Source organism: Ruegeria sp. AN11, assembly GCF_056536005.1.
In genome coordinates this window covers 120790-144782 of record NZ_JBQFJD010000002.1, presented here as the reverse complement: position 1 = coordinate 144782, position 23993 = coordinate 120790, and the positions used below count along the sequence as shown (strand labels likewise).

Below are 23993 nucleotides of genomic sequence, written 5' to 3'. Positions count from 1 at the left end.
TAATATGGTCAAATGGGGTCAAATACATTTGCGTCCAACATAGAATGTTGACGCCTGAAGCAACACTGAGCCCGTGAGGTCCGTTATGAAAACCAAATTTTCCGGTCTGCTGAAAGCCTCCGCAGTCGCGATCTCCCTGATTGGGTCAACCGCGATCGTCGCGACGTTCACGTTTCCCGACATTGCTTATGCGAAAGAAGGAAAAGGTGGTGGAAATGGCGGCGGCAAAGGAGGAGGAAAAGGCGGCGGAAACGACGGCGGCAAAGGTGGCGGCAAGGGCAACGACAGCGCCGGAAAGGGGAACAAAGGTGCCGGAAAGGGTCAAGACGCCAAAGGCAAAGTGACTTCCAAAGGCGGCACCAAGAAGTCCGCCGGGAAGACAGGTGGCAGAAAGTCCGCTTCCGGAAGCGGGAAATCGAACACGTCAAAGAGCAGCAATTTCTCTCTGAAAGATTTGTTCACGGGCAAGAAATCCAGCGACCGAACAGAAAAAACCAAGCGGAAATCGCAGCGCGTGGCGCGGAGCACCGAGTCTACCGTGCAGGTTGCAAAATCCGTTCGGCCTCTGTCCCGCAAAAAAGACGAATCATGGGCTGAAATTCTGGGCGCACACCCCTCTGAACTGGGTGCGTTGAATGCTGCTCACGCCAGTGAGACCGCTCTGAAAAACGCCGCGCCCAACTCGCGTGTCGGTCGTATTGCAACATACCGCGATACGGTTCTGGAAGGAGACGAACTGCGCGACGACCTGCAAGATGCCCAAGATCTTCTGGACGGGCTGGAACCGCCTTCACGTCCCATAGGTGAAATCGAAGATGATCTCGAAGCGGCCGAAGCTGATGTGCGCGCGGATGAAGAGCGCGTGGCGGAATTGGAACAGGAACTTGCCGACGCCGGGGGTACAGACCCCCATATCGAAGCGCAGTTGGACGAGGCGAATGCCGAACTGCAGGAGTCCAGGGACACCGCTGCCGAGCTAGCAGCCGAACAGGAAGCTGCCAGCAATTACGACGACGCTGTTTCTGAAGTTGAGGACCTACAGGACCAGCTGGAGGATCAGACGCTTAGGGAACGTGAGGCGTTGGAGAATGCGGCCAACAAGCCGGTCACAGATGAAGTCGAAGCGGCGGTCAAGGCGTTGCTGGGGTTGTAAATCAGGAGTTTCGCGCTTTTCCGAATTCGGAGGCGCGAGAGGTCGGGCCAGCCAAATCATTTCCAACCCCTTGGCTGGCCCATCACCTACTGAACGCCAAGACATAACTCGGATCACATCTGAATATGCAAAGAAAAAGCCCGCTCTGGCGCAGAGCGGGCTTTAGCTTCGTATTGTTCCCGGGGAAGACGACACCCAAGGGAACCGAGAGATCGTCTGCGGTAACTCAGACGTCCCTCATCGCCTCAATCAGTCGCTTGTTATTCACAATATTGATGAGTGCGTTTTCAATAGGAGGGAAGCGACCGCTGCTCGAATCTTTGTTTTTCGACACGCCGCTGCAGACGACAGCGCTGGATGATTGCTTTGCCGCGGGGGGGGTGTGCATCGCAATCGCTGTGGTAGTTTTTTCCATGCATGTTCCCTTCCATAAAACCGGACGCATTTCTTTCCGCCCGACTTAGTGAACCCACTATGGTCGAAAACGGTTGAACACATAGAGAATACATTGTTCACTTTCAGTTAATGTTGTTGTCAGGTTGTAAACAAAGAACCTGAGGTAGTCCTTTTCGCTCGCAATTTTGTTGTGCGTAGACGGTTTTTTCGAGAAACTGAGTTCCCTTACGACTGTTACAACCCGCCCGTTAATTACTCGTGAGGGTAATTGAAACACGGTTCAGCGCGAGGTCGCCTATGGTGAAGCTATCATCGCCGACTGTATAGTCTCCGTTTCGATAGGGCTCCGACACAGGCGGAAAGTTCCGCCAGTGCTATTGCCAGCACGGTGCCTTGGACCGAGACTCTATTCTTGACGCGTTGCCCGACTGATCAAAACCGCAGGGACAGGCACGACATGCCGCCGTCCAGCTTGGCACAATCGGTGTTGTCGATCTGGATAACCTCATATCCCGCCTTGTCCAACATCTCTGCCGTGCGAGGAAAACCGGAGGCCATAAGAACAAGGTTGTTGAAACGGATAGCATTAGCGGCGGCTTCTTCACCATCGGCCACATGCAGGACTCTGTAGCCTTCGAAACAGCCTGACGCATCAAGGCGCCTGGTCGACAGGATCGTCTCGGCATCCATCAACGAACAATCCGTTTTGAAATGCAAGACGCCGGCCGGCGTGAAGACTTCGCGCAGGACGTGGCCCCATTCACTGGCGATCTCGGCCAGTTCTGCCACGCCTGCAGCATCTGTGCGGTCGGAGCGGCCGACAAGGATTTCCTGTCCGGTCACCAGAATATCGCCACCTTCGACGTGACCGGGGCCTTTGATTTCGCGGACATCGTCATAGCAGGTACGGATCGTTGATGCCATTTCAGCCACCTCACCCAGCCGCGACGGCGCGCCGGGTCGCATCAGGATGGCACCTTGCGGCAGGCACAGCGCAGTGTCTTCGACAAACTGGGCATCCGGGAATGCGTCGAGCGGCTCAAGCTCAATCAACTCGGCCCCGGTGCTGCGCAGGGCTTCGACATAAGATGAATGGGCAGCCAGCATACCGTCAAGGCTGGGATTGCCGATGTCCTCGGCGCGCAGACCGTCGGCAATGGTCGAGGCGGGCCGACGGGTGATGGCCCGGGTAAACTCAAAGGTCGGATTTCGCATTGGTCACTCCTGATCCGGATTGCGTCCGGCAATGTCAATTTCCAAAATGGAGGGGCAATTCTGTGCGCTGGCCGCTGTCAGAGCGGTCGCAATGGCACTCGGGTCTGGTGGTACGCGTGTGTAGGGTATGCCGAATGAGGCAGCCGCGGCGGAAAATTCAGGCGGGGTCGGGTCGCACCCGATCACCTTTACATCCACGGCTTCCATCGAGGTCTCGATTTCGCTGTAACCATGATTGTTCCACAGAACAAAGGTGATGCGCAGGTTTTCGTCCACTGCCGCCATGATCTCGGGCAGCGAAAACTGAGCACCGCCATCGCCAGCGATACAAAGGACATGGGCGTCCGGGGCGGCGATCGCAGCGCCGATGGCAGCAGGTATACCATAACCCAGCGCGCCATATCCGGTGGCCGCATTAAACCAGCCGCCGGGGCGGTCGTGGTCGTAGTAGAGGTTGCCCGCATAGATCGGCTGAGTGGAATCTCCAATCATCAGCGCGCCCGGCACTGCATTGCGCATTTCGTTCAGAATTTGGACCTGAGCACGATAGTTCGGACCTATCTCTTCATACGCGGCGGCGCGGGTCTTTTCGGCGCTGGCCACCCCTGCATTTTGGTTTGATTTGCCAGGCAGGGCTTTCAACAACGCGGTCATAGCTTCGTCAGCTCGGCCTTCTATAGCAATCGCGACATCGTGGCGAGCCAACTGGTGCGGACAAATGTCAACGCGTATAAGCCGGGACATGGCCGCCGTTTTCCCAGTTGCATACATATCATAATCGGTGGGGCCCAGTTCGGTCCCCAGAGCGAGGACGCAATCGGCATCTTCGATCAGTGCTTGGACGGACTTCAGGCTGGGGCTGGCCGGTACGGTTAGAGGATGGCCATGCATCAACCCGCGGGCATTCACGGTTTGCACGACCGGCGCATCGAGGCGTTCTGCCAGAGCCTGCAACTGCGATCCGGCCGATTTTGCTCCGCCGCCAGCAAGGATGACCACTTTCTTCGCCGCCGATAATTGGTCTGCCGCGTCTTGAATCCGAGTTGGGTCCAATGCCGGGCAGGCCTTGGCACTCGGGGCCACGGCGCTCTGCGCAGCGAGGCCTGCGACATCCAGCGGGATCTGGATGTGAGTTGGGCCGGGTCGACCCGTGGAGTAGGGGGCAAAAGTGCGGTCCAGAGCGGTGCCCAGGTCGTGAGCCTGCTCGACATGCTCGGAAACCAGCGCAACAGTTTTGGCCAGCGCGTGCTGATCGGGCAGTTCGTGAAGATGGCCAAGTCCCCGATTCAAGGTGCTGCGTTCGTTAACGCCTGAAACCACCAGCATTGGGACTGAGTCCGCCCGGGCCTGGGCCATTGGCGTCAGCGTGTTTGTCAGGCCAGGACCCGTGATCACAAAGGCAACGCCCGGTTTCCCCGAGACACGCGCATAGCCGTCAGCCATGAAGCCAGCGCCCTGTTCGTGTCGTGGTGTCACGTGACGGATGCCAGAGGCTGCAAGACCGCGATAAAGCTCGACCGTATGCACGCCGGGAATGCCAAAAACACAGGAGACACCCCTTTGCTTCAACTCGGCGACCAGCGCTTCGCCGACTGTTTGGTTGGTCATGCAACGCTCCGTTTCTTGCGGTTTGCGTGGGCGACGATGCGGTCCAGTGCGGTGACAAAACTGTCGTCGTCAATGGTGAGAGCAACCCGAACCCAGTCCCTGAGGCTTTCGCCAAAGGCAGAGCCGGGCATGACCGAAACACCATGCTCCAGCAGGTCCCAGGCATAGGCGTCGCCGTCCAATCCGCTGGCCGAGACGTTGACCAAGGCAAACATGCCGGCATCGGGCCGGTGGACGGTCAGCCCGGTTTCGGTGTGCAGACGGCTTTCCAGCAGTGCAGCACGCGCCGCGAAGCGCGAAGCCATACCGGCAGCCACCGATGACCCCTCGCGCACGGCCTTTTCGGTCATGTCAGCAATGAAGGGCTGGTTGCCAAATAGCATAGTTTCCGAGACTGGCAGCAGCGCGGTGCAAAACTCGGCCGGGCCCACACACCAGCCGCTGCGAAAACCGGGGGCGGCGTGTGATTTGGAGATCGAAGAGACTGCAATGACCCGGTCCGCCAGCGCTGTATCAGAGAGGGGAGATGCAAACTCTGCACCCTCAAAGATCAGATGCTCATAGACTTCGTCTGAGATTATCCAGAGATCGTGTTCTATTGCGAGTTCACCAATCTTCCGAACGTCCTCGGGCGTCAGGATGGCGCCTGTCGGGTTGTGCGGAGTCGTGAGAAGAATGGCGCTGCTGTGGGGCGTAATGTGCGCGGCAAGGTCTTCTGCCTGCAACCGAAATCCGTTTTCGGGGCGTAGCGGCACCGGCACCGGCTCGGCACCTGACGCTCGGATCACGCCCTCATAGGTGGCATACATTGGATCGCCCACCAGAACCTCGGTGCCAACTTCTGCGACGCCCTGCATGACAGTGAAAAGGGCGGTCTGGGTGCCGGGAAAGCAAAGGACGTTCTCTGGCAGAAACCGGCGTCCGCGGCTTGCGGTGTAGGCCTCGGCCAGGGCTGCGCAAAGTCCGGCTTCGCCGCGTCCGTTGGAATACCCTGTGCGACCCGATTGCAGCGCGGCCGCTGCCGCGTCGCACAGTTCAGTTGGGGTTGGAACATCTGGTTCGCCAATGGTCATTTCCACGATATCGGCCCCGGCCTCGACCATAGCGCGTGCTTTCAGATGCACTTCCCATTTCCCGCCGCCCAAACCGGCCAGCCGTTCGGTAATTGCTGTCAGCCTCATTGGCGCTCAATCTCCTGCGTTAGATCCAAATCAATGATGGCGGAAACGGATTGCAGCCCGATTTCGACCAGTTCGCCCGGCGCAAAAGCATCGGGAAGCGCGCCGCCCTCAAGCCAGAGGCCGTCAATAACCGCGTTGCAGGCGATGGCCAGTTGACGCAGGCGGGCGGGAGAGGGGGCGCGGCCCGCTTCTTTCATCGAAGCGGCGATCAGCCCCTCCAGTTGGTCGCGAAAATAGGCGTATGTGCGTTCGTGCGTCGCCTTCATCTGTGGGTCGCGCTGCACCTTGTTCAGAAAGCTGGCCCACAGCGCGATTGCCCTTGAGTCGACAACCGGGGCTGTCAAAGACGCCGTCACAAAAGCAATCAACCGGGCGCGTGCGCTGGCCGCCGCGCCGTTTGCCGGGGCAAAGGTTTGATCCGTCATTGTGTTCATGTGGTGCTCGTAAGCGGCGACGATCAGTTCCTCTTTGGAACTGAAGTAATGCCGGATCAGTCCCTGGGTGACATCTGCGCGCTCGGCGATTCCCCGCACCGTCGCCCCGCGCACGCCTTGTTCGGCCACCAGCTCAAGCGTGGCCAGAATCAGCGCCTCCTGCCGGGATTCAGCCGATTCCCGCCTGAATTTTTTGCGCTCTTCGCTCACGACAGTTCCTTTTTTCTGGCGGTTGTAATTATACACTTGCATAATTACTAGGTTCACGGCTTACTGCAATCAGAATTTTGGGGTCACGGAAAATGGACACTGCCACTGCATCAGTTCAGCTGACGGACACGCGCCGCGAGGCGGTCCGGGTCGAGGATTTGCACAAGTCCTTTGGAAATCTGGAGGTGCTGAAAGGCGTGGATCTGACCGCGCATCAAGGTGACGTCGTGGCGATCATCGGCGGCTCGGGGTCGGGCAAGTCGACCATGCTGCGCTGTATCAATTTTCTTGAGACGCCAAGCTCAGGCAAGATCGTGATTGGCGGTGAGGAAGTGGCGATGCGGGCTGATGGCAGCCCGGCCAGCCAGAAGCAAATTGAACGGATCCGAACCAAGCTGGCGATGGTGTTTCAACAGTTCAACCTGTGGACACATCGAACCCTTCTGGAAAACGTGATCGAGGTGCCGGTGCATGTCCTGAAGGTTCCGAAATCCGAGGCGATCGAACGCGCACACGAATTGTTGCGTCGGGTAGGGCTGGGCGGCAAGGAAGACACGTTTCCCGCCTACCTTTCTGGCGGGCAGCAGCAGAGGGCTGCAATTGCCCGGGCATTGGCGGTGGACCCTTCCGCCATGCTGTTTGATGAACCGACATCAGCGCTGGACCCTGAACTTGTGGGCGAAGTTCTGACAGTGATCCGCGACCTTGCCGCCGAAGGGCGCACCATGCTGCTGGTCACTCACGAAATGAAGTTCGCGCGCGAAGTCGCGAACCATGTCGTCTACCTTTATCAGGGCCGTATTGAAGAGCAGGGGAAGCCTGCCGAGATCTTTGGAAACCCGCAATCCGAACGACTGAAACAGTTCCTCAGTTCTGTCGGGTAGCACACAAAAAACCGAATAATATCAACAGGGAGAAACCTATGAAACTCAAAGCACTTCTGACCGCGGCCTCTGCCGTGGCCGTTCTGACTTCAGGCGCCGCTGCCGCTGAACAGGTCAAGATCGGCATCGCAGCCGAGCCTTATCCTCCGTTTGCCTCACCCGACAGTTCGGGCAATTGGGTCGGCTGGGAAATTGAGGTGATCGGTGCCGTCTGCGCTGCGGCGGAACTGGACTGCGTGATCACGCCTGTTGCGTGGGATGGCATCATCCCGTCGCTGACCGGCCAGCAGATCGACGCCATCATGGCTTCGATGTCGATCACCGAAGAGCGCCTTAAAACCATCGATTTCAGCGACCCCTACTACAACACCCCGGCGGTGATCGTGGCGGACAAGTCGATGGACATTGAACCGACCCCGGAGTCGCTGGCGGGCAAGATTGTCGGCATCCAGGCCTCGACCATTCATCAGGCTTACGCGCAGGAATACTTCAAGGACGCAGAGCTGAAGGTCTACCAAACGCAGGACGAGGCCAATCAGGACCTGTTCGCGGGCCGCATCGACGCGACCCAGGCGGACAGCATTGCCATGGCCGACTTCGTGAACTCGGACAATGGCAGCTGTTGCGAGATCAAGGGGGCCGTTGCGGATGACCCGGCGATCCTGGGCCGTGGTGTTGGTGCCGGTGTGCGCAAAGGCGATACCGAGCTATTGGAGGCGCTCAACAAAGGGATCGCGGCGATCCTGGCAGATGGAACCCACGAGAAAATCACCGCGGGCTATTTCACGACCAGCATCTACTAAGGCGCTGTTGTGACCGGACTGTTCGAGACACTGGGCCTCGGCGCCAGCGCCGAGTTGCTGTCGCTGTCAAGCTGGGGAGGCAACCTGCTGCGCGGGCTTGCCAATTCGCTGCAGATCGCCTTCGGCGCATTTGGGATGGGGCTGGTAATCGGGCTGTTCGGAGCCTATGGAAAGCTATACGGCGGGAAGGTCACACGCGACCTTCTCGCTATCTACACGACTGTGATCCGGGCGGTACCTGAGCTGGTGCTGATCCTGATCCTCTATTACGTCGGCAGTGATATCATCAACAAGATTTCTGAGGCGGTCGGCGGAGGCCGGGTTGAAATCAACGGTATCGCGGCAGGCATCTGGGTGTTGGGCGTGGTGCAGGGGGCCTATGCCACCGAAGTTCTGCGCGGTGCCATCAAGGCTGTTCCGGTGGGACAGATCGAAGCGGCAAAGTCTTACGGAATGCCAGCTTTCATGATCATGCGTCGGGTAACGATACCCGCGATGATGGGGTTTGCGGTGCCGGGGCTTGCCAATTTGTGGCTCATCGCGACCAAGGACACGGCGTTGCTGGCCGTTGTCGGATTTAGTGAATTGACCCTGGAAACAAGGCAGGCGGCAAGCAGCACCCGGGCCTATTTCACTTTCTTTCTGGCGGCGGGCTTCCTCTATCTTATGGTGACCCTGTTTTCGGGTGTGGTTTTTGCCCGAATTGAGAAATGGGCACGGCGCGGTCAACCTTCGCTGAAAGGGGACGCCGCATGACAACATTCAAAGCCCTGATGCAACCGCACCGCATCGTTATGATGCTTCTGTTTGCGGCATTGGTGATCTGGTGCGCGTTATCGCTGCGCTGGGACTGGATCCCAAAATATGCGCCCTTGGCACTGCAAGGTCTTTGGACCACGGTTTGGCTTCTGGTTGTTACAACTGTTCTGGGCTTTCTTTTGGCTGTGCCGCTTGGATTGGCGCAGGCGGTCGGGCCTTGGTATCTGGCCACTCCAGCTCGGGTATTCTGCACCATAATTCGCGGCACGCCGCTGCTGCTGCAGATTTGGTTGCTGTATTATGGGCTGGGCTCTCTGTTTCCCCAGTTTCCCTGGATCCGCGCATCGGAACTATGGCCGTACCTGCGCCAGGCGTGGCCCTATGCAGTGCTCGCGCTGACCTTGTCATTCGCGGGCTATGAGGGCGAAGTAATGCGCGGCGCATTTTCCGGGGTGGCGAAAGGGCAGCTTGAAGCCGCAAAGTCATTTGGCATGCCACGTTTCACCATGTTTCGTCGAATCTGGTTGCCGCAGGCAGTCCGCAACGTGTTGCCGACTTTGGGTGGCGAAACAATTTTGCAACTTAAGGCAACCCCACTGGTGGCGACCATAACAGTGGTCGAAATCTATGCAGTTTCTTCCCGGGTCCGGGCGGACACCTTTATCGTCTACGAACCACTGCTGCTGCTGGCGCTGGTTTATATGGCGATTGCGGGCCTGATTGCTCTGGCATTCCGGCGGTTCGAAGGGGTTTGAATCGCTTTGACGCTTTTCAGCCTAAACTCGACTTTAGGCTAGGTAAGTGTTTTGCCTGCTTCAGTTTTCTTGCCAAGTCTTGTCCGTTAAAGATCTGCCAAAGAAAACAACCGCTCACTTCCAGGCGGCTGCAAAGAACCGAACAATGGTCAACTCTTTGAAGAATGACGGTTGCTGACCCAGCGGCAACACGGCATTCGAGTAAGCGTTTGGACGCAGAGCGCATCAGGGGCTTTTGTGTTTCGCGACCATTGCCGTATTGACACAACAGCCATGGCAAATTTTCTGGATTTCAGGGTCCCACATGGAACATTACGTGGCATCTGCGCTAAGGTAAGGTGTTAATTCAGTTGCTATGGATATGATCAAAATGACTATTCGCACCCAAGCCGTCGCCCTTGTCCTTGCTGCGATGTACCCGGCAGCTTCAATGGCGAGTGATTCAGAAGTTTCCCGTGTCATGGCGCCGTTCCAAAAGCCAGCTGTACTCCCTGCATCAGGCGTCGACTGGACAGGTTTTTCCGTTGGTTTGGAACTTGGTTATGCCCCCGACGTGGAAGGCTCCAGCGGTCCGATCTACGGCGCGAAATTCGGCTGGGACTACGATTTCGGCAAGGTCATAATCGGGTATTTTCTGCAATACACCCGGACGAATCTGGACATTGACCCTGGTTTCGAACTGGGTTCGTACAAGCGTTTTGGCGCGCGCGGCGGCATCGACAGCGGCTTAAACATGTACTACGCCAGCGCCGGTTATGCTGAGCTCGACACGCACGCCAGTGGCAATATCAATCCAGGCGAAGGCGATGGTTATTTCGTGTCTCTTGGTTATGAACGTTTCATCCGCGAGGAGGTCACGCTCGGCGCCGAGTTGGTCTATTCTGAGTACTCGGATTTTGAACGTGACTTTAAAGACTTGGGTGTAACCACACTCTCGTTTTCCTTGAACTACAGGTTCTGAATCGGAACAGGCCACTGACCCGTATTCAATTATGCGGCCCGGGCAGCGCGGCAAGGGCGTCGCGTGGATTTCCCATTAGTTAGGCGCGGCACATGGTATCTGCATGATACCGATATGCTTTTCTTGCCACCCGTCGGAGTGTACCATTGGTCTTGCGCATGTTGCGCGAGTCCTTCGGAGCACTTGCGCCCCACGCGTTGTCTGCAAGGAGGCGTAGCAATTCGGTGCCAATCTATCCCACGCTAAAGACCGTATTCATTCATATTCCAAAAACTGCGGGATCGACGGTTTCAACAATTTTGCGCCGCCCGAACCTCCTGAATTTTACGAAACATGATCCTTCTCCTGCGATCGACAAGCACTCGTCTTTATTTGTGCATCTCGAGCAGTTGGGGCCGGAGGCGGCAGACTATTTCAAGTTCAGTTTTGTTCGGAATCCTTGGGACAGGTTGGTCTCGGCCTATCACTATATCATCGCGCGGCGTCAGGAACTGGAACTGGTGGCCAGTCACCCCAATTTCGAGAGCTTCCTGTCTTCATTCACGGAAGAACCTTCAAAGTACCTCGACATACCCTACTTCAAACCCCAATCCAGTTTTCTCGTAAATGACGACGGTGAAATGCCGTTGGATTTCCTGGGCCGCTTCGAAACCCTCGATAAAGACTTAAAAGTCGTGCTTCGGGAAATTGGCAGCAGGCGTATGTTCTTCAAGCATCGAAAGAAATCGAAAAGGCGAGATTACCGGGAATACTATTCCGATGAAAGCAGTAAAGCGGTTGGTGAGGTTTACATCCGCGACATTGAGAATTTCGGGTATGATTTCAACGACGGCCTGGTTCGCAAGAAGAACTTCTCTCTTCGAAAGTTGTAGCCCCAAGGGGTGACTGATGGTAAAATAGAGTTGGTTTCTACCCGGGCATTGAGTTCGCGCAAAGCGCACGAATCCTCCGCCTCGATGCCTTAATTTAGGCAGGTTCAAACCCGACCGTAGTCAACACGATCAAACAAATGGCTCGCGAGAGCCTTGCGTCTGGATCCCGCCGTCATGGGAGTGCCACGAGACCAAGATGGGTCCAAACTGGTGCCATTAATTCGCTAAGCCCTGGAAATTGGTTGGCTTCAAACGACCCTCTGCAAATCACTTTTGAAACAAATCCTTGCGCAACGTCGTAAGGGCTTCGGCGTCGATCTTGGCGTGAATAACAGTTGTTGCCCCGCTGGAAAATGCGCTGGTCAGGGCTGGCCCCAGATCCTCCGGCGACTCTATCCAGATTCCTTTGCCGCCACACAACTCAGCGAACCGGTCGAACCCGGGCGAGGCGATTTCGGCACCAAGCAGACGGCCTTCGAAAAACTCCTGTTGATAAGCTTTTTCCGCTCCCCATGCCTCGTTATCCAGGACCACGATCACTATCGGCAATCCATATGAGATTGCTGTCTGAATTTCGATCATCGTGTATCCGATCGCGCCGTCGCCCATGATTGCCACGACCGGTCGATCCGGGGCGGCGGCCTTGGCGCCAATTGCCGCCGGAAGACCAAAACCGACCAATCCGAAGTCCAGCGGTGTGATCAGGGACCTGGGTGCATAGTGGGCCAGCCGGTCCGCTGCCTGAAGACACGTGTTGCCGGTATCCAGCGTTACAATTGCATTCTCGGGCAGTACTTTCCGAATTTCCGCCAAGGCGCGTCTGGGGTGCATTGGCCGCGTGGCGATCCTGGCCTCTTCATCGCGTTCAGCACGCAAGGTTTTCATGTCGTCCTGAAAAGAAATACGCCATGGATCAGCGGCGGGCTTTGAACATTTTTCGGTCAATGCGACGGCCGTTTGGCAGGCGTCTGCCTGAACTGCGATCTCAGCCGGAAAATAGCGACCGACGGCGGACCCTTCGATATCGACATGGGCAATTCGGGTATCGGCCCCGACATAGTCATTGCTGTGAAAGGTCGAGTTGAACCCAAGCCGCGCGCCCAAAACGACCATAACGTCTGCCTCTTTGGTCAGGCGCGAGGCGACGCGATTGCCACGTGGCCCCGCCTGTCCGGCGAACCAGGGATGACCATGCCGCATGACATCCGCATGCCCGGTTGAAGCGACCACCGGAACCTCGAGCGTTTCGGCAAGCCTTGTCAGCGTGTCATCCTCGGCAGTGCACTTAAACCCGGCACCTGCGAAAATCACTGGGCGCTTTGCGCCGGACAGCAGTCTGGTTATCGCGGTCACATCCTCGGGTGCAGGCGGGCCGGGACGGGCTATTTTGACGGGCTCCGGCGCAATGGGCGGAACCTGGGCCGCGAAAAGATCGCGTGGGACATGCAAGACCACCGGCCCGCGTCTACCCGAACTTGCAAGTCGGATCGCATCTTCGAGCATTGGCGCCAGTCGGCTGGGATCGGTCACCATCACCGAACGCTTGCAGATCGGAGCAAACAACGCGACCTGGTCGACTTCCTGAAACGTATCCTTGGCCTGATCGGACCGGCTGATCGCCCCCGCTATGACGACAAGCGGTGAATAGGCCAGATGAGCTTCGGCTACGGCAGTTACAATATTGACCACGCCGGGGCCGGCCTGCGCGCCGAGGACGACCCCGGGTTTGCCCGTCATGCGCGCCCAGGCATCTGCCATGTGCCCAGCCGCGCGTTCATCCCGGGCGCCGACATAGGCGATATCGCCGCCGCGATACATTGCGTCGTAAAGTTCCAGCATCGAGCCGCCGAGTAATCCGAATACCGTGTCGATCCGGTTGGCCTTCAAAACGCGATAGACGGCCTCACCGCCATTGATCGTGGTCATCATTTACTCCTCGGATCGGGAGCGCAGGTTCTTTGGGTCGAAAAGCGCTTCGTCATGGACTGTAACGGGTATGTCCTGATTCAGAATCTGCACCGAAAGCCCACTTCGCGCCGTACCCCTGCGCACGAACAGCCAGCCCAGAGATTTTCCGATCGTGTAACCATATCCACCCGACGTTGTCAGGCCGACAACAACGCCATTATGCAAGACGGGTTCTCCGCCATGAATGTCGAAACGATCTGAGTGCAGTTCGCAATAAAGCAGTTCCCATTCCGGTACGTGGGCCAACAAGGCATTCCGCCCAATGAAATCGCGCCCTTCTGCACGAACGAAACGGTCCAAACCGACATCCAGCGGACCGACATCGGTGGTCAGTTCGCCCGACGCGCGATAGGCCTTCTCCATTCGCATGCCGTTGAAGGCGTAACTGCCAAGATCAATCAGGCCGTGCCCGGCACCTGCCGCGTGGAGCGCATCATACATCTCCGCGATCCGGTGCAGCGGCGCGTGAATCTCCCAACCCAACTCTCCAACAAAAGATACTCGCAGGGCATAGACTGGCACATCCGCCACGGTGATTTCCTGCCCCGACAACCAGGGGAAGGCGGCATTCGACAGATCCGCGTCGGTAAGTTCACGCAGGATTTTGCGCGAGTTCGGACCGGACAGGGCCAGCATCCCCCAGTCCGAAGTTCGGTTGATCATCCGCACGTCCTCGCCTGGCCGAATGTGCGATCGGATCCAATCAAAGTCCGGTTTGGCGCGGGCTATTGCGGAGCCTGTGAAATACCGATCCCGGGCAATGCGCCAGATCGTCATCTCGGTTTCGAACCGTCCATTGGGCGTTAACAGGTGGTTCAGGCTTATGCCTCCGTCGCGGGAGGGGATTGTGTTTGCAGACAACCTGTCCAGCAGATTGCAGGCATCCGGGCCTGAAATTTCGAACTGAGCAAATGCGCATAGATCAATTACGCCAGCAGACGCACGGGTTGCTTGCGCCTCGGTCATCGCGTTGGTGTGCCATGGCTGGTGCCCCCAGCCTACCTGCTCGACTTCACCCGGCATGCCAAAATACCGTGGGCGTTCCCACCCTGCGATCTCGCCGAAAACCGCGCCTTTGGCGGCCAACCGATCATACAGCGGATGTCGCTTGATCGGGCGAAGGGACGTGAACTGCTTGCCAGGGCAGGGCGTGTCATGGCGACGCATGAATTCATCTTTGGTGCGTTCGACGATAAAGGTGTCACTGGCAAAATCGCCGTAACGGCGCGGGTCCATCGTCCTTGTGTTGATCTGCGTTTCGCCGTGAACCATCCAGTCGGCCAGCACCTTGCCCGCACCGCCGCCCCACGCGAGGCCGATAGACGACCCACAGGACAGCCAGACATTCGGCGCACCCGAGGGCCCAACCAGCATCTCCCCGTCGGGTGTGTGTGTGATTGCACCCCGAACCACTCGCTTGATGCCCAGATCAGCAAGGACAGGCATTTTTTCAAAGGCGATCATCAAGAAGTCGCCAATCGAGTCGTAATCGGCCTCGAACAGTTCATTTTCGGCCTTCCAGGTCGCACCCTGCGGCATTGTCCAGACGGTCGGGCAAACATGGCCTTCGTATATTCCGATCAGGCCGGACTTCTGTTCCTGTCTGATATACCCGCCAAAGGCGTTGTCGCGCATAACCGGCAGTTCCGGGCGGTTTTCGAATTCAGGCACGGCATCAGTGACCAGATAGTGATGCAGGCACGAGACCGAGGGGATTTTCAAACCAAACCACTCGCCAACCTGATTGGCATAGCTGCCTGCGGCGATCACCACGTGTTCGGCCAGTACTTCACCATTTTCCGTGCGCAGCAGCCAAATGTCCCCTCGTCGGCTTGCGCCCAGAACCTGATTGCGGCGGTCAATTTTGGCCCCACGCGCGCGGGAAGCCGCTGCCAGCGCCTGGGTCACGCCGGACGGGTCGATATGTCCGTCTTCGAACGTCCGGACTGCCGCCTTGACGTTGTCGACCTTATAAAACGGATTGCCTTTTGCAACCTCATCCGGCCCGACCAGTTCCATCGGCAGATCGAGCATCTTGCCCACACCCATGATGGATTTCATCCAGTCAACCTCATCATCGGTTGTGGCAATGCGAAAACCGCCGACTTCATGCCAGCCGATGCTTTGGCCCGTCTCTTTTTCAACCTGCTTGTAGGTTGCGATCGAGGTCTTGTTGATCCATCCCGCGATACGGCTGCTCAAGGCGTGAGCGATCTGCCCCGCGGCGTGCCAGGTCGAGCCACTTGTCAATTCCGCTTTCTCGAACAGAATCGTATCTGTCCAGCCGTTTTCGGCCAACTGAAATTGCGCAGCGACCCCCATGATACCGCCGCCAATGATGGCGACACGGGTGGTGCGCGTCACGTCCGTCACGAAAATGCTTCCTTCGCGGGTTTCAAAGTGGCCTGCGCCGAAAACAGCACACAGGCGATTTCAACTTCAACAGGCAGCGTGCCATCCGCAGTCCAGGATTTCTCTTCGAAAGACCGCTGGATATCGTGCACAACTGCCAAGGCCACAGATCGGTTGAACCGATAACTCCAGGCCGACGACGTTATCTGCCCGATGGCGCGCCCGTTCAGATAGATCGGCTCATCGTGGATCGGTATCGCGGCCGGATCATCAAACAGCAGCGAAACGATCCGTTTTTTCGGCTCCAGCTCGAGCAGCGCATTTTCACCCACAAAACCAGAGCCAAAGGCGCAAAAGGCCGCAAGCCCGGCTTCGACGGGTGTGGTGCCGGGGGTCAGTTCGTGGCCAAAGACCCGAAAGCCGCTTTCAATCCGCAAAGAACCACTAGCAAAGAGACCAGCATGGGTCGCGCCGGCCCTCACCAGCGCCTCATGCGCGGCCATCGCCATTTCGGCAGGGATATAGAGTTCGAACCCTTCTTCGCCGGTAAAGCTCAGGCGGCCGACCCAGCTACCGGCGAGGCCGATTTCAGCGGGCCTGAATTGAAATCTCTTAAGATCGGGCAGGGGAGTGTTTGTGGTCGCTTGAAGAACATCGCAGGCCCTTTGTCCGGCGAGACCCAGGATGGCATATCCGCTTGTTACATCAGTAAACTCAACACGAAATACGCCCCGCGTTTCACGCATCCTTTTCAGGTTACGCACAACTTCACTTGCACCCGTGATCATCAGGAAGGTTTGCGGGCCGTGCCGCTGAACCGTCACGTCGCTCTCGATTCCGCCACGTTTGTTCAGGATTTGCGAGTACACAATCCGACCCTCGGCAACATCTATCTGCGCCGCACACAGCCGGTTCAGAAAGGCGCAGGCATCGGGGCCTTGGATCATGATCTTGCCGAACGCACTCTGGTCCAGAATGGCGGCACCCTGGCGGCAGGCGGCCACTTCGCGGCCGACCTGCTCGCGCCATGCGGGCACTCCGAAGGTCAGCGGCAAGTGGGCGGCTTCACCGCCGAAATGCACTGCACGTTCCCATCCGCCGCGGGATTCAAATCGTGCCCCTGCGGCCACCAGCCCCTCGTGAACAGGCGAGCGACGCTGCCCCCGCGCAGTCTCCATCGAGCGCCCGGGGTACGGATTGTCGTAGTGGCGTCCCAGAACTTCGGGAATGCGTGCCTCCAGCGCGCCCAGTACGTTCATCTCCGGGCTGAACCGCCGGATATCGGCTTCGCTTAGTTCCATCGTCGGCTCGCCGGCAATGATCCATTCGGCCATTGCCATGCCCGCGCCCCCGGCCAGCGCGATACCGGTGGAGTTCATCCCGCCGATCAGAAACAGGCCAGGAACATCCGAGCTTTCTCCCAACATGAACTGGCCGTCGAGGGTGAAACTCTCAGGACCGTTCAGCAGCATCCGCACTTCGGCACGCTCCAGCGCGGGAATGCGTCGCAGCGCGTTTTCCATCATTGGCATGAAATGATCCCAGTCTTCGTCCAGCAGGTCGAAGCTGAAATCAGCAGGCAGGCGATCCAGCGGCAGGCCCTTGGCATGGGGTTCGAATGAACCCACCAGAAGCCCTTCGACATCGTCGCGGGCGTACAGGAACGCATCCTGATCGTTGAGTGTCGGCAGATGTGCGCCCGGCCCAAGCGCCTGCACTTCGGGCAGCGGCTTGGTCAGCATGTAGAAATGCTCGCAGGCGTAAAGGGGCATATGCGCGCCGGCCATGGCCGCCACTTCGCGGGACCACAGTCCACATGCGATCACCACCTCCTCAGCTTCGATCAGGTGGTCACCGACTTCGACGGCTGCAATCCGACCGGCTTTTTTTTGCAGACCCGTTACCTTGGTGTCCTCGAATATTTGCACACCACGCGCCCGGGCCCCTTTCGACAACGCCAGCGCTACATCGGTTGGATTGACCCTGCCGTCGGCGGGTGACCAGACTGCCCCCAGGACGTCGTCCACTTTGATCAGAGGCCATAGGTCCTGCGCGCGGGCCGTATCGACCACTTCGGCCTCAAGCCCGAACGCACGGCCCAGTGAAACCTGACGTTTGATGTTGATCAGGCGATCATCATTTGTGGCCAGCGTCAGCGACCCGGTTTGAACCCAGCCCGTCGCTTGCCCGGTTTCACGTTCGAGCGCCCCATATAGGTCAATCGAATAGTTGATCAGCTTTGTCAGAGTGGCCGACGGGCGCAAGCGACGCACCAGACCCGCCGCATGCCATGTGGTGCCCGAGGTCAGTTTGGAACGTTCGAGCACGATTATGTCTTTGCGACCCTCACGGGCCAGATGGTAGGCGACCGAGCACCCGATCACGCCGCCGCCTATCACGATGGTGCGGGCATGGTGGGGCAGAGTCATGCAGTAGCCCCATGGATTGTTCTTGTTTCGAGCGCGCTGAAAGCGCCGTCAGTGCGATCGGTCATGGCTCTCTCCCGATCCGGCGGCGGCTCAGTCGAATGTCGAATTGCTGTCGCACATCGCGATCGACCGCATCCGGAACATGTGAGGGGAAGTGATTTGCAAGCAACTCACGCGCCTTGGCTTTCGCAACTTCACCGACTGGACGCGCGCCGTCTTCCTGCCAGTCAACCGGTGTGCGCCTGTCGCCAACATGAGGATAGAAATAGTCCGATTTCATTCGGTCGTAGGTATGAACCTCACCCAGGTAGTGACCCGGACCCCGACACACATCGGCGATCACCTGCGCTGCAATGTTGTCGGTCGTAACTTCGATCCCACGGATTGTTCGAAGCACATTGCCCAAAAGGTCGTTGTCGCTGACATAGCCTTCCAATGAAACGCCCAGAAGACTGGCATGACTGCCAGCGGCCTGCGTGACAATGTTCGATCCCGCATGTGCCGCCATGGCGACTGCCAGGCATTTCTCAGCCCCGTATTGGGAATCCAGTGTCTTGGCGTCGGTAATCCCGGCTATGGACGAAGTCGGCAAGTTGAAATGCCGCCCCATCTGCGCCGCACCGGCCATCAGGATCGCCTGTTCCCCTCCGCCACCAGACATCGACCCGGTGCGCAGGTCGGCGACCAAAGGTTTGGGTGCAAAAACCGCGCGAACCTGCGGATCGACCAGGCGGGCAAAAACCAATCCGGCGAGCGTTTCAGCCACGGCCTGTACAAGTGACCCGGCCAAAGTGGCCGGGCTTGTGGCCCCGGCCTGTCCCGCGCTGATCAATTGTACCGGAAAACCCGCAAGAATAGCGGCCTCGAGCACTTCACAAGCCTCTTCTGCGAAGCGCATGGGCGGCACAACATGACAGACCATGACAGTCAGGAACGGTCGCGCGCGAAAGGCGGCTTCGTCACCTGCGATCCTGTAACAAAGGCGGGCAATGGCCGGGACGTTTTCGGGTTCGGTAATCGAGACGGAAACATGCTTGGACGTGCCCATCAGGCAGGCATAGGCAGTGTTGAGGTCCATTGCCGCAGCAGGGTCAACGTCGCGCGCAACGACCGGACGGCTGAAATGATGGATGTTCTCCATCCTGTCGACCAGTCGGGCGGCATCATACAGGTCGGCCAGGGTTGAAGGGCGGTAGTGGCCCGTATCGATGTCGAAGACACCCGGCGCGGCGCCGCCGGTTGACATATGGACCCGCGTGCCTTCGATCCGCAGATCGTTTTCAGGAACTTGCCCGCAAAGGACGAAATTCCGCCTTGCCTGCTTGATCGACTTGCGCACAAGGGCGCGCGGAAACAACAATCGTCCGTCATCGCCCAGCGTCCCGCCCGCTGCCGTCACCTTGTCGACCATGGATGGGGTCGGCTGACTTAGTCCGAGGGTCTCAAGCAGCAGCAATGCGGCTTCCTCGGTCTGAGCGACTTCATTCGGGGACAGCGGTTTCAGGCACCCGCCAACCACACCCGGCCATACCGCAGGGCTGGCCTCGTCGCTGTTATCTTGTGTCAGACGGTCCTTGCGACCGCGCCGGCGCGTAGACATGGGCCTAATATCATGAGCTCAGCTTCATTCAAAGTCAGCCTACACAGCCATAGGGCTTGTTTACAAAAGCCGTTTTCTCAGCAATTGATGAGTAAAACTTACATTAGGGAAATTCGTGACCGCCTCTCTTCCCGCCCTTCGCGCCTTCGATGCAGCCGCCCGCCAGGGCAGTTTTCGAATTGCGGCCGAGAAATTGTCGGTCACACCCACGGCGATCAGCCATCACATTCGAGGGCTGGAAGAGCAGCTGGGCGTCAAGCTGTTTGAACGGGCCGGGCGCGAGGTCGCGTTGACCGAAGATGGCAGGCGTCTGGCGGCAGCAACGGCTCAGGCATTTGAAATTCTGGATGACGCGGTGCGCTCGGTTCGCCGCAGCTCCCGCAAAGTGGTCCGACTTGCTGCGGGGCCGATTTTCACCGCCCGCTGGCTGATGCCCCGGATCGGTGATTTTTGGGACGACCACCCCGAGATCGAGCTGGAGGTGGTTCCTTCTTATCAACCCGGCACGCTGAACAGAGCAAACATCGACATCGTGATCCGCTGGGAACGAATGGCCGAGATGCCCGAAAATGCGATCAAGCTGATCGAGCTTGCCCCCGTTGCCATAGCGTCGGAGGCATTTGTCCTGAAGCACGGCCCGGTGAATGAGCCCCAAGACCTGTTGCACTGTCCGCTGTTGCATCAAAGGAACCACTGGGGTTGGCTCGACTGGTTCCGGGCGATGAATGTCCCGGTTGATGGCCCTTTGCGTGGTCCGATCTTTGAAGATGCCAATGTTCTGCTGCGGGGTGCCGCAGAAGGGCAGGGCGCGATTGTCGGCTGGCTGCCCTTGATCGATCAGGATCTGGCCGAAGGTCGCGTCGTGCGTCTGTTTGATGAAAAAATAACACCCACTCATGGTTACTTCGTCGAGAGCACAGGACTTGGCCGATCGCGACGCGAGACCCGGGCCGCGATTGAATGGCTGCAGGTTCAAAGCCTGGGCTCGCAGGCTGATCTGCCCTGATCCCGCCAGTTGAGAAGCATCCTTCATGCCAGTGAAGCGTGAAGGGCGAATTTGGTTGAAATTGTTTCGACATCACCCTAATCACGGCCTCACCTCGGGGTGCGCGGAATGCCGCGCTGAGACGCCCATAGCGAACCCGTTGAACCTGAACCGGCTAGAACCGGCGGAGGGAAAGGTGACGGTTTCATCCACCCTTGCCCTCTCGCCGCAATGGAGGATGACATGAAACATCTGCTGATTGCTGCGGGAATTCTGAGCGCGACTTCGGCTATCGCCGCCGACAAACCTCAGCTGACCGTTTTTACTTATGACAGCTTCGTCTCGGATTGGGGTCCGGGTCCGCAGGTCAAGGAAGCATTCGAAGCGGTCTGCGACTGCGAACTGAACCTTGTTGGAGTGGAAGACGGTGCCGCCCTGTTGTCGCGCATCCGTCTGGAAGGTGAAAACTCGGATGCAGACGTCGTCTTGGGTCTGGACACAAACCTGATTGCGGCAGCAAAGGAAACCGGCCTGTTTGCGCCCAGTTCGGTCAGCGCCGAATACACTTTGCCCGTAGAATGGAACGATGACGTATTCGCGCCTTACGACTGGGGGTATTTCGCGTTTGTCCATAATGCCGACGCAGCAGCACCGGCCAATTTCCGTGAGCTGGCCGACGGTGATACCAAAATCATCATTCAGGATCCGCGTTCATCCACACCAGGGCTTGGCCTGTTGCTGTGGGTCAAAGCCGCCTATGGTGACGAAGCCCCCGAAATCTGGGCAGGACTGGCTGATAATATCGTGACCGTAACCAAGGGCTGGTCCGAGGCGTATGGACTGTTTCTTGAGGGTGAGGCTGACATGGTTCTCAGTTACACCACATCACCTGCCTATCACCTGATCGCTGAAGAAGATGCAAGCAAGGCGGCGGCGGCATTTGACGAAGGTCACTATATGCAGGTCGAAGTAGCCGGGAAACTGGCCGGAACCAATCAGCCTGAACTGGCGGACCAGTTTTTGCAGTTCATGGTTTCGGACGCTTTTCAGCAGATCATTCCGACAACCAACTGGATGTATCCGGCGGTAACGCCTGCGGCGGGCCTGCCCGAAGGGTTTGATACACTGACCGTACCGGAAAAATCTTTGCTGCTGGATTCTGATCAGGCGGCAGCCGTGCGGGACGAGGCGTTGGCGGAATGGCTGGGCGCGCTCAGCCAGTAAATCCGACGCCGGGTATTGGCGCGGCGACACTGATTGCCGTGCTTATTCTTGGTACGCTCGCCGCAGTTGCCCTGCGCGCCGACTCCGCAAGTGGGTTCGGACCGGCCGATTGGTCAGCCCTTCGGTTCACGCTGGTTCAGGCGGTGTTGTCCGCCATTTTCAGTGCAGGGCTTGCCGTTCCTGTCGCCCGCGCGCTGGCCCGGCGGCGTTTTCGCGGGCGGGCGGTTCTGATCGCGCTGCTGGGGGCGCCGTTCATTTTGCCGGTCATTGTCGCCATCATCGGCTTGCTGCAAGTTTTCGGCCGAGCGGGCTGGATTTCAGACGTTCTAGCGGTTTTTGGGCTACCGCCGATCCGTATCTACGGGCTGCATGGCGTGGTTCTGGCGCATGTCTTTTTCAATCTCCCCTTGGCCACGCGTCTGATCTTGCAGGGGTGGCAGGAGATTCCGTCCGAAAGGTTTCGATTGGCCGCCCAGTTGGGTTGCAACGGATGGGCCATGTTCCGGCTGATCGAAATGCCTATGCTGGCGCGTATCCTGCCCGGTGTTCTGGCCGTTGTTTTTGCCATTTGCCTGACTAGTTTTGCAGTTGCCCTGACTTTGGGTGGTGGACCACGCGCGACCACGATAGAACTCGCGATTTACCAGGCCTTTACCTATGATTTCAACTTGGGTCGCGCCGCGCTTCTGTCCGGGGTGCAGCTGGTTCTGACCGCGACTGCGGCCCTGGCAGCGCTCAGGTTCTCCAGGGGTGACGGGTTTGGTGCCGGGCTGGATCGTTCCATCCGACGCTGGGATGAAGGGACGCGGGCGTTTGATGCCTTCTGGATCAGCGCAGCGGCGGTCTTTCTCCTGCTGCCGTTGACCTCGGTCGTGATCTCCGGACTTTCGGGAGTGTTCGAGATATCGGTGCTGGTGTACCGGGCGGCCTTGATATCCGTTTTGGTCGCGGCAGCCAGCACCGTCGTTCTGCTGCTTCTGGCCTTGCCGATGGCGATGACGGTTGCAACCGGGCGATACGGGATCGTCGAACTCTGCGGTATTCTTGGATTGGCAGCGTCACCTCTGGTCATCGGCACCGGGCTGTTCATCCTGATCCGCCCACTTGCCAACCCTACTGTTCTGGCCCTGCCTGTAACGGCTCTGGTGAATGCCGTCATGGCGTTGCCCTTTGCCCTGAGGATACTTGTTCCATCGACGCGCGAGGTTGTTGCGCAATACGGTCGTCTGGCACTGTCACTGGATATGAGCAGATGGAGTTTTGTGACACGCATTCTGCTGCCCCGCCTGCGACCGCAAATAGGATTTGCCGCGGGTCTGGCGGCGGCGCTGTCCACGGGGGATCTGGGGGTCATCGCGCTATTTGCCGATGCACAAATTGCTACGCTTCCGCTTCAGATTTACCGGCTGATGGGAGCCTATCAGATGGAGGCAGCGGCCGGTGGCGCCCTGTTGCTGCTGGCGCTTTCGATGGGGGCATTCTGGCTTTTGGATCGAGGAGGGCGCTGGCATGCTGAAGCTTGATGGCTGTGCGATTTCAAATGGCGATTTCGTATTATGCGCGAACCTGCAAATCGAAACCGGATCACGGGTTGCGATCATTGGTCCTTCCGGTGCGGGAAAGTCGACCCTTTTAGAAGCGATCGCTGGGTTTCGCGATCTGGCCGCGGGGCAAATTTACTGGCGCGGCGGCGATATTACCGGATTACCGCCGGGGCAGCGCCCGCTGGCGATGCTGTTTCAGGATGGGAACTTGTTTCCTCATCTGACCGCTGGCCAGAACATCGCCCTGGGTTTGCATCCGAACGGCCGGTTGTCAGCCGATGAGCAGGCACAGGTGCATTCCGCGTTGGATCGTGTTGGCTTGCCCGATATGGCGGACCGGCGACCGGCACAATTGTCGGGCGGTCAACAAAGCCGTGTTGCCCTTGCCCGCGTGCTGGTACAACAGCGGCCTTTGCTTTTGCTGGACGAGCCGTTTGCCGCTCTGGGGCCGGCGCTCAAGGCGGAAATGCTGGATCTTGTCTCCGCCCTGACGACCGAGGCCGGAACGACAATGATGATGGTCAGCCATGATCCACAGGATGCAAGACGAATCGCAAGTCATTCGGTTCTGGTGGCGGATGGGCTGGCGCACCCGGTCACCGAGACATCCACACTTTTTGATAACCCGCCGCCTGCGCTGCGAGACTATCTTGGGTGACA

Annotated in this window: 20 protein-coding genes and 1 riboswitch; of the genes, 11 read left to right on the top strand and 9 right to left on the bottom strand. The window is 58.3% G+C overall.

Translation table 11 applies throughout. The features are described from left to right. The first annotated feature begins 85 nt into the window (after positions 1-85). A complete protein-coding gene (locus ACR3EQ_RS20600) occupies positions 86-1153 on the top strand; it encodes a hypothetical protein (protein WP_480491936.1) in 1068 nt (355 codons plus the stop codon). A gap of 226 nt (positions 1154-1379) precedes the next feature. On the opposite strand, the gene ACR3EQ_RS20595 is transcribed toward ACR3EQ_RS20600, so the two are convergent. The 5 genes from ACR3EQ_RS20595 to ACR3EQ_RS20575 form a co-directional block, all read right to left on the bottom strand. Then, positions 1380-1568: a hypothetical protein gene (locus ACR3EQ_RS20595; protein ID WP_170617162.1), complete on the bottom strand. Its 189-nt coding sequence runs from the start codon at positions 1566-1568 to the stop codon at positions 1380-1382. 413 nt (positions 1569-1981) lie between these two features. After that, positions 1982-2764 (bottom strand): arginine deiminase family protein, encoded by a 783-nt coding sequence (locus ACR3EQ_RS20590; protein WP_480491934.1) that lies wholly within the window; start codon positions 2762-2764, stop codon positions 1982-1984. Between the two features lie 3 nt (positions 2765-2767). Further along, complete coding sequence (locus ACR3EQ_RS20585) at positions 2768-4372, bottom strand: 5-guanidino-2-oxopentanoate decarboxylase (RefSeq protein ID WP_170617158.1); 1605 nt, start codon at positions 4370-4372, stop codon at positions 2768-2770. Then, positions 4369-5553, bottom strand: coding sequence for a pyridoxal phosphate-dependent aminotransferase (locus ACR3EQ_RS20580; protein ID WP_170815850.1), 1185 nt, complete (start codon positions 5551-5553; stop codon positions 4369-4371). The genes ACR3EQ_RS20585 and ACR3EQ_RS20580 overlap by 4 nt, the downstream gene beginning before the upstream one ends. Further along, positions 5550-6197, bottom strand: coding sequence for a TetR/AcrR family transcriptional regulator (locus tag ACR3EQ_RS20575; RefSeq protein WP_480441181.1), 648 nt, complete (start codon positions 6195-6197; stop codon positions 5550-5552). The genes ACR3EQ_RS20580 and ACR3EQ_RS20575 overlap by 4 nt, the downstream gene beginning before the upstream one ends. 92 nt (positions 6198-6289) lie before the next feature. Here ACR3EQ_RS20575 and ACR3EQ_RS20570 point away from each other — a divergent pair, with 92 nt between their 5' ends. The 6 genes from ACR3EQ_RS20570 to ACR3EQ_RS20545 all read left to right on the top strand — a co-directional run bounded on the left by ACR3EQ_RS20570 (position 6290) and on the right by ACR3EQ_RS20545 (position 11231). Beyond that, positions 6290-7081, top strand: coding sequence for an ABC transporter ATP-binding protein (locus tag ACR3EQ_RS20570; RefSeq protein WP_480491932.1), 792 nt, complete (start codon positions 6290-6292; stop codon positions 7079-7081). 38 nt (positions 7082-7119) lie between these two features. Next, complete coding sequence (locus ACR3EQ_RS20565; RefSeq protein ID WP_170617152.1) at positions 7120-7884, top strand: transporter substrate-binding domain-containing protein; 765 nt, start codon at positions 7120-7122, stop codon at positions 7882-7884. A 9-nt stretch (positions 7885-7893) separates the two neighbouring features. Continuing rightward, on the top strand, positions 7894-8640 hold the full coding sequence (locus tag ACR3EQ_RS20560) for an ABC transporter permease subunit (RefSeq protein ID WP_170617150.1): 747 nt from the start codon (positions 7894-7896) through the stop codon (positions 8638-8640). Further along, complete coding sequence (locus ACR3EQ_RS20555) at positions 8637-9398, top strand: ABC transporter permease (protein WP_170617148.1); 762 nt, start codon at positions 8637-8639, stop codon at positions 9396-9398. The genes ACR3EQ_RS20560 and ACR3EQ_RS20555 overlap by 4 nt, the downstream gene beginning before the upstream one ends. A gap of 370 nt (positions 9399-9768) precedes the next feature. Beyond that, on the top strand, positions 9769-10359 hold the full coding sequence (locus ACR3EQ_RS20550; RefSeq protein ID WP_170617146.1) for a porin family protein: 591 nt from the start codon (positions 9769-9771) through the stop codon (positions 10357-10359). A gap of 224 nt (positions 10360-10583) precedes the next feature. Continuing rightward, complete coding sequence (locus ACR3EQ_RS20545; protein ID WP_480491929.1) at positions 10584-11231, top strand: sulfotransferase family 2 domain-containing protein; 648 nt, start codon at positions 10584-10586, stop codon at positions 11229-11231. Positions 11232-11498: 267 nt separating this feature from the next. Here ACR3EQ_RS20545 and ACR3EQ_RS20540 read toward each other — a convergent pair whose 3' ends face one another. The 4 genes from ACR3EQ_RS20540 to ACR3EQ_RS20525 form a co-directional block, all read right to left on the bottom strand. Next, the gene (locus tag ACR3EQ_RS20540; protein WP_170617142.1) at positions 11499-13157 is read right to left on the bottom strand and encodes a thiamine pyrophosphate-binding protein; all 1659 of its coding nucleotides are present in this window, start codon (positions 13155-13157) and stop codon (positions 11499-11501) included. A gap of 3 nt (positions 13158-13160) precedes the next feature. Next, the gene (locus ACR3EQ_RS20535; RefSeq protein ID WP_480491927.1) at positions 13161-15572 is read right to left on the bottom strand and encodes an FAD-dependent oxidoreductase; all 2412 of its coding nucleotides are present in this window, start codon (positions 15570-15572) and stop codon (positions 13161-13163) included. Beyond that, positions 15569-17980 (bottom strand): GcvT family protein, encoded by a 2412-nt coding sequence (locus ACR3EQ_RS20530; protein WP_480491925.1) that lies wholly within the window; start codon positions 17978-17980, stop codon positions 15569-15571. Before ACR3EQ_RS20530 ends, ACR3EQ_RS20535 begins: the two co-directional genes overlap by 4 nt. A 61-nt stretch (positions 17981-18041) precedes the next feature. Continuing rightward, a complete protein-coding gene (locus tag ACR3EQ_RS20525) occupies positions 18042-19580 on the bottom strand; it encodes a trimethylamine methyltransferase family protein (protein ID WP_170617136.1) in 1539 nt (512 codons plus the stop codon). Positions 19581-19695: 115 nt separating this feature from the next. Between ACR3EQ_RS20525 and ACR3EQ_RS20520 the strand changes: the two genes are divergently transcribed. The 4 genes from ACR3EQ_RS20520 (at position 19696) to ACR3EQ_RS20505 (ending at position 23991) form a co-directional block, all read left to right on the top strand. Then, positions 19696-20586 (top strand): LysR family transcriptional regulator, encoded by an 891-nt coding sequence (locus ACR3EQ_RS20520; RefSeq protein WP_170617134.1) that lies wholly within the window; start codon positions 19696-19698, stop codon positions 20584-20586. Between the two features lie 85 nt (positions 20587-20671). Further along, positions 20672-20776, top strand: a riboswitch (TPP riboswitch). Positions 20777-20808: 32 nt separating this feature from the next. Continuing rightward, entirely contained in the window at positions 20809-21789 is a 981-nt protein-coding gene (gene thiB, locus ACR3EQ_RS20515) for a thiamine ABC transporter substrate binding subunit (RefSeq protein WP_170619319.1), read from the top strand. After that, positions 21765-23312, top strand: coding sequence for a thiamine/thiamine pyrophosphate ABC transporter permease ThiP (locus tag ACR3EQ_RS20510; RefSeq protein WP_170617129.1), 1548 nt, complete (start codon positions 21765-21767; stop codon positions 23310-23312). Before thiB ends, ACR3EQ_RS20510 begins: the two co-directional genes overlap by 25 nt. Beyond that, positions 23299-23991 (top strand): ATP-binding cassette domain-containing protein, encoded by a 693-nt coding sequence (locus ACR3EQ_RS20505; RefSeq protein WP_170617127.1) that lies wholly within the window; start codon positions 23299-23301, stop codon positions 23989-23991. Before ACR3EQ_RS20510 ends, ACR3EQ_RS20505 begins: the two co-directional genes overlap by 14 nt. The last annotated feature ends 2 nt before the right edge of the window (positions 23992-23993 follow it).

Bases quoted from the DNA above. Each gene is read 5' to 3' on its own strand.
- ACR3EQ_RS20600 (WP_480491936.1), top strand. From the start codon at position 86: ATGAAAACCAAATTTTCCGGTCTGCTGAAAGCCTCCGCAGTCGCGATC.
- ACR3EQ_RS20595 (WP_170617162.1), bottom strand. From the start codon at position 1,568: ATGGAAAAAACTACCACAGCGATTGCGATGCACACCCCCCCCGCGGCA.
- ACR3EQ_RS20590 (WP_480491934.1), bottom strand. From the start codon at position 2,764: ATGCGAAATCCGACCTTTGAGTTTACCCGGGCCATCACCCGTCGGCCC.
- ACR3EQ_RS20585 (WP_170617158.1), bottom strand. From the start codon at position 4,372: ATGACCAACCAAACAGTCGGCGAAGCGCTGGTCGCCGAGTTGAAGCAA.
- ACR3EQ_RS20580 (WP_170815850.1), bottom strand. From the start codon at position 5,553: ATGAGGCTGACAGCAATTACCGAACGGCTGGCCGGTTTGGGCGGCGGG.
- ACR3EQ_RS20570 (WP_480491932.1), top strand. From the start codon at position 6,290: ATGGACACTGCCACTGCATCAGTTCAGCTGACGGACACGCGCCGCGAG.
- ACR3EQ_RS20565 (WP_170617152.1), top strand. From the start codon at position 7,120: ATGAAACTCAAAGCACTTCTGACCGCGGCCTCTGCCGTGGCCGTTCTG.
- ACR3EQ_RS20555 (WP_170617148.1), top strand. From the start codon at position 8,637: ATGACAACATTCAAAGCCCTGATGCAACCGCACCGCATCGTTATGATG.
- ACR3EQ_RS20550 (WP_170617146.1), top strand. From the start codon at position 9,769: ATGACTATTCGCACCCAAGCCGTCGCCCTTGTCCTTGCTGCGATGTAC.
- ACR3EQ_RS20540 (WP_170617142.1), bottom strand. From the start codon at position 13,157: ATGACCACGATCAATGGCGGTGAGGCCGTCTATCGCGTTTTGAAGGCC.
- ACR3EQ_RS20530 (WP_480491925.1), bottom strand. From the start codon at position 17,980: ATGACTCTGCCCCACCATGCCCGCACCATCGTGATAGGCGGCGGCGTG.
- ACR3EQ_RS20525 (WP_170617136.1), bottom strand. From the start codon at position 19,580: ATGTCTACGCGCCGGCGCGGTCGCAAGGACCGTCTGACACAAGATAAC.
- thiB (WP_170619319.1), top strand. From the start codon at position 20,809: ATGAAACATCTGCTGATTGCTGCGGGAATTCTGAGCGCGACTTCGGCT.
- ACR3EQ_RS20510 (WP_170617129.1), top strand. From the start codon at position 21,765: ATGGCTGGGCGCGCTCAGCCAGTAAATCCGACGCCGGGTATTGGCGCG.
- ACR3EQ_RS20505 (WP_170617127.1), top strand. From the start codon at position 23,299: ATGCTGAAGCTTGATGGCTGTGCGATTTCAAATGGCGATTTCGTATTA.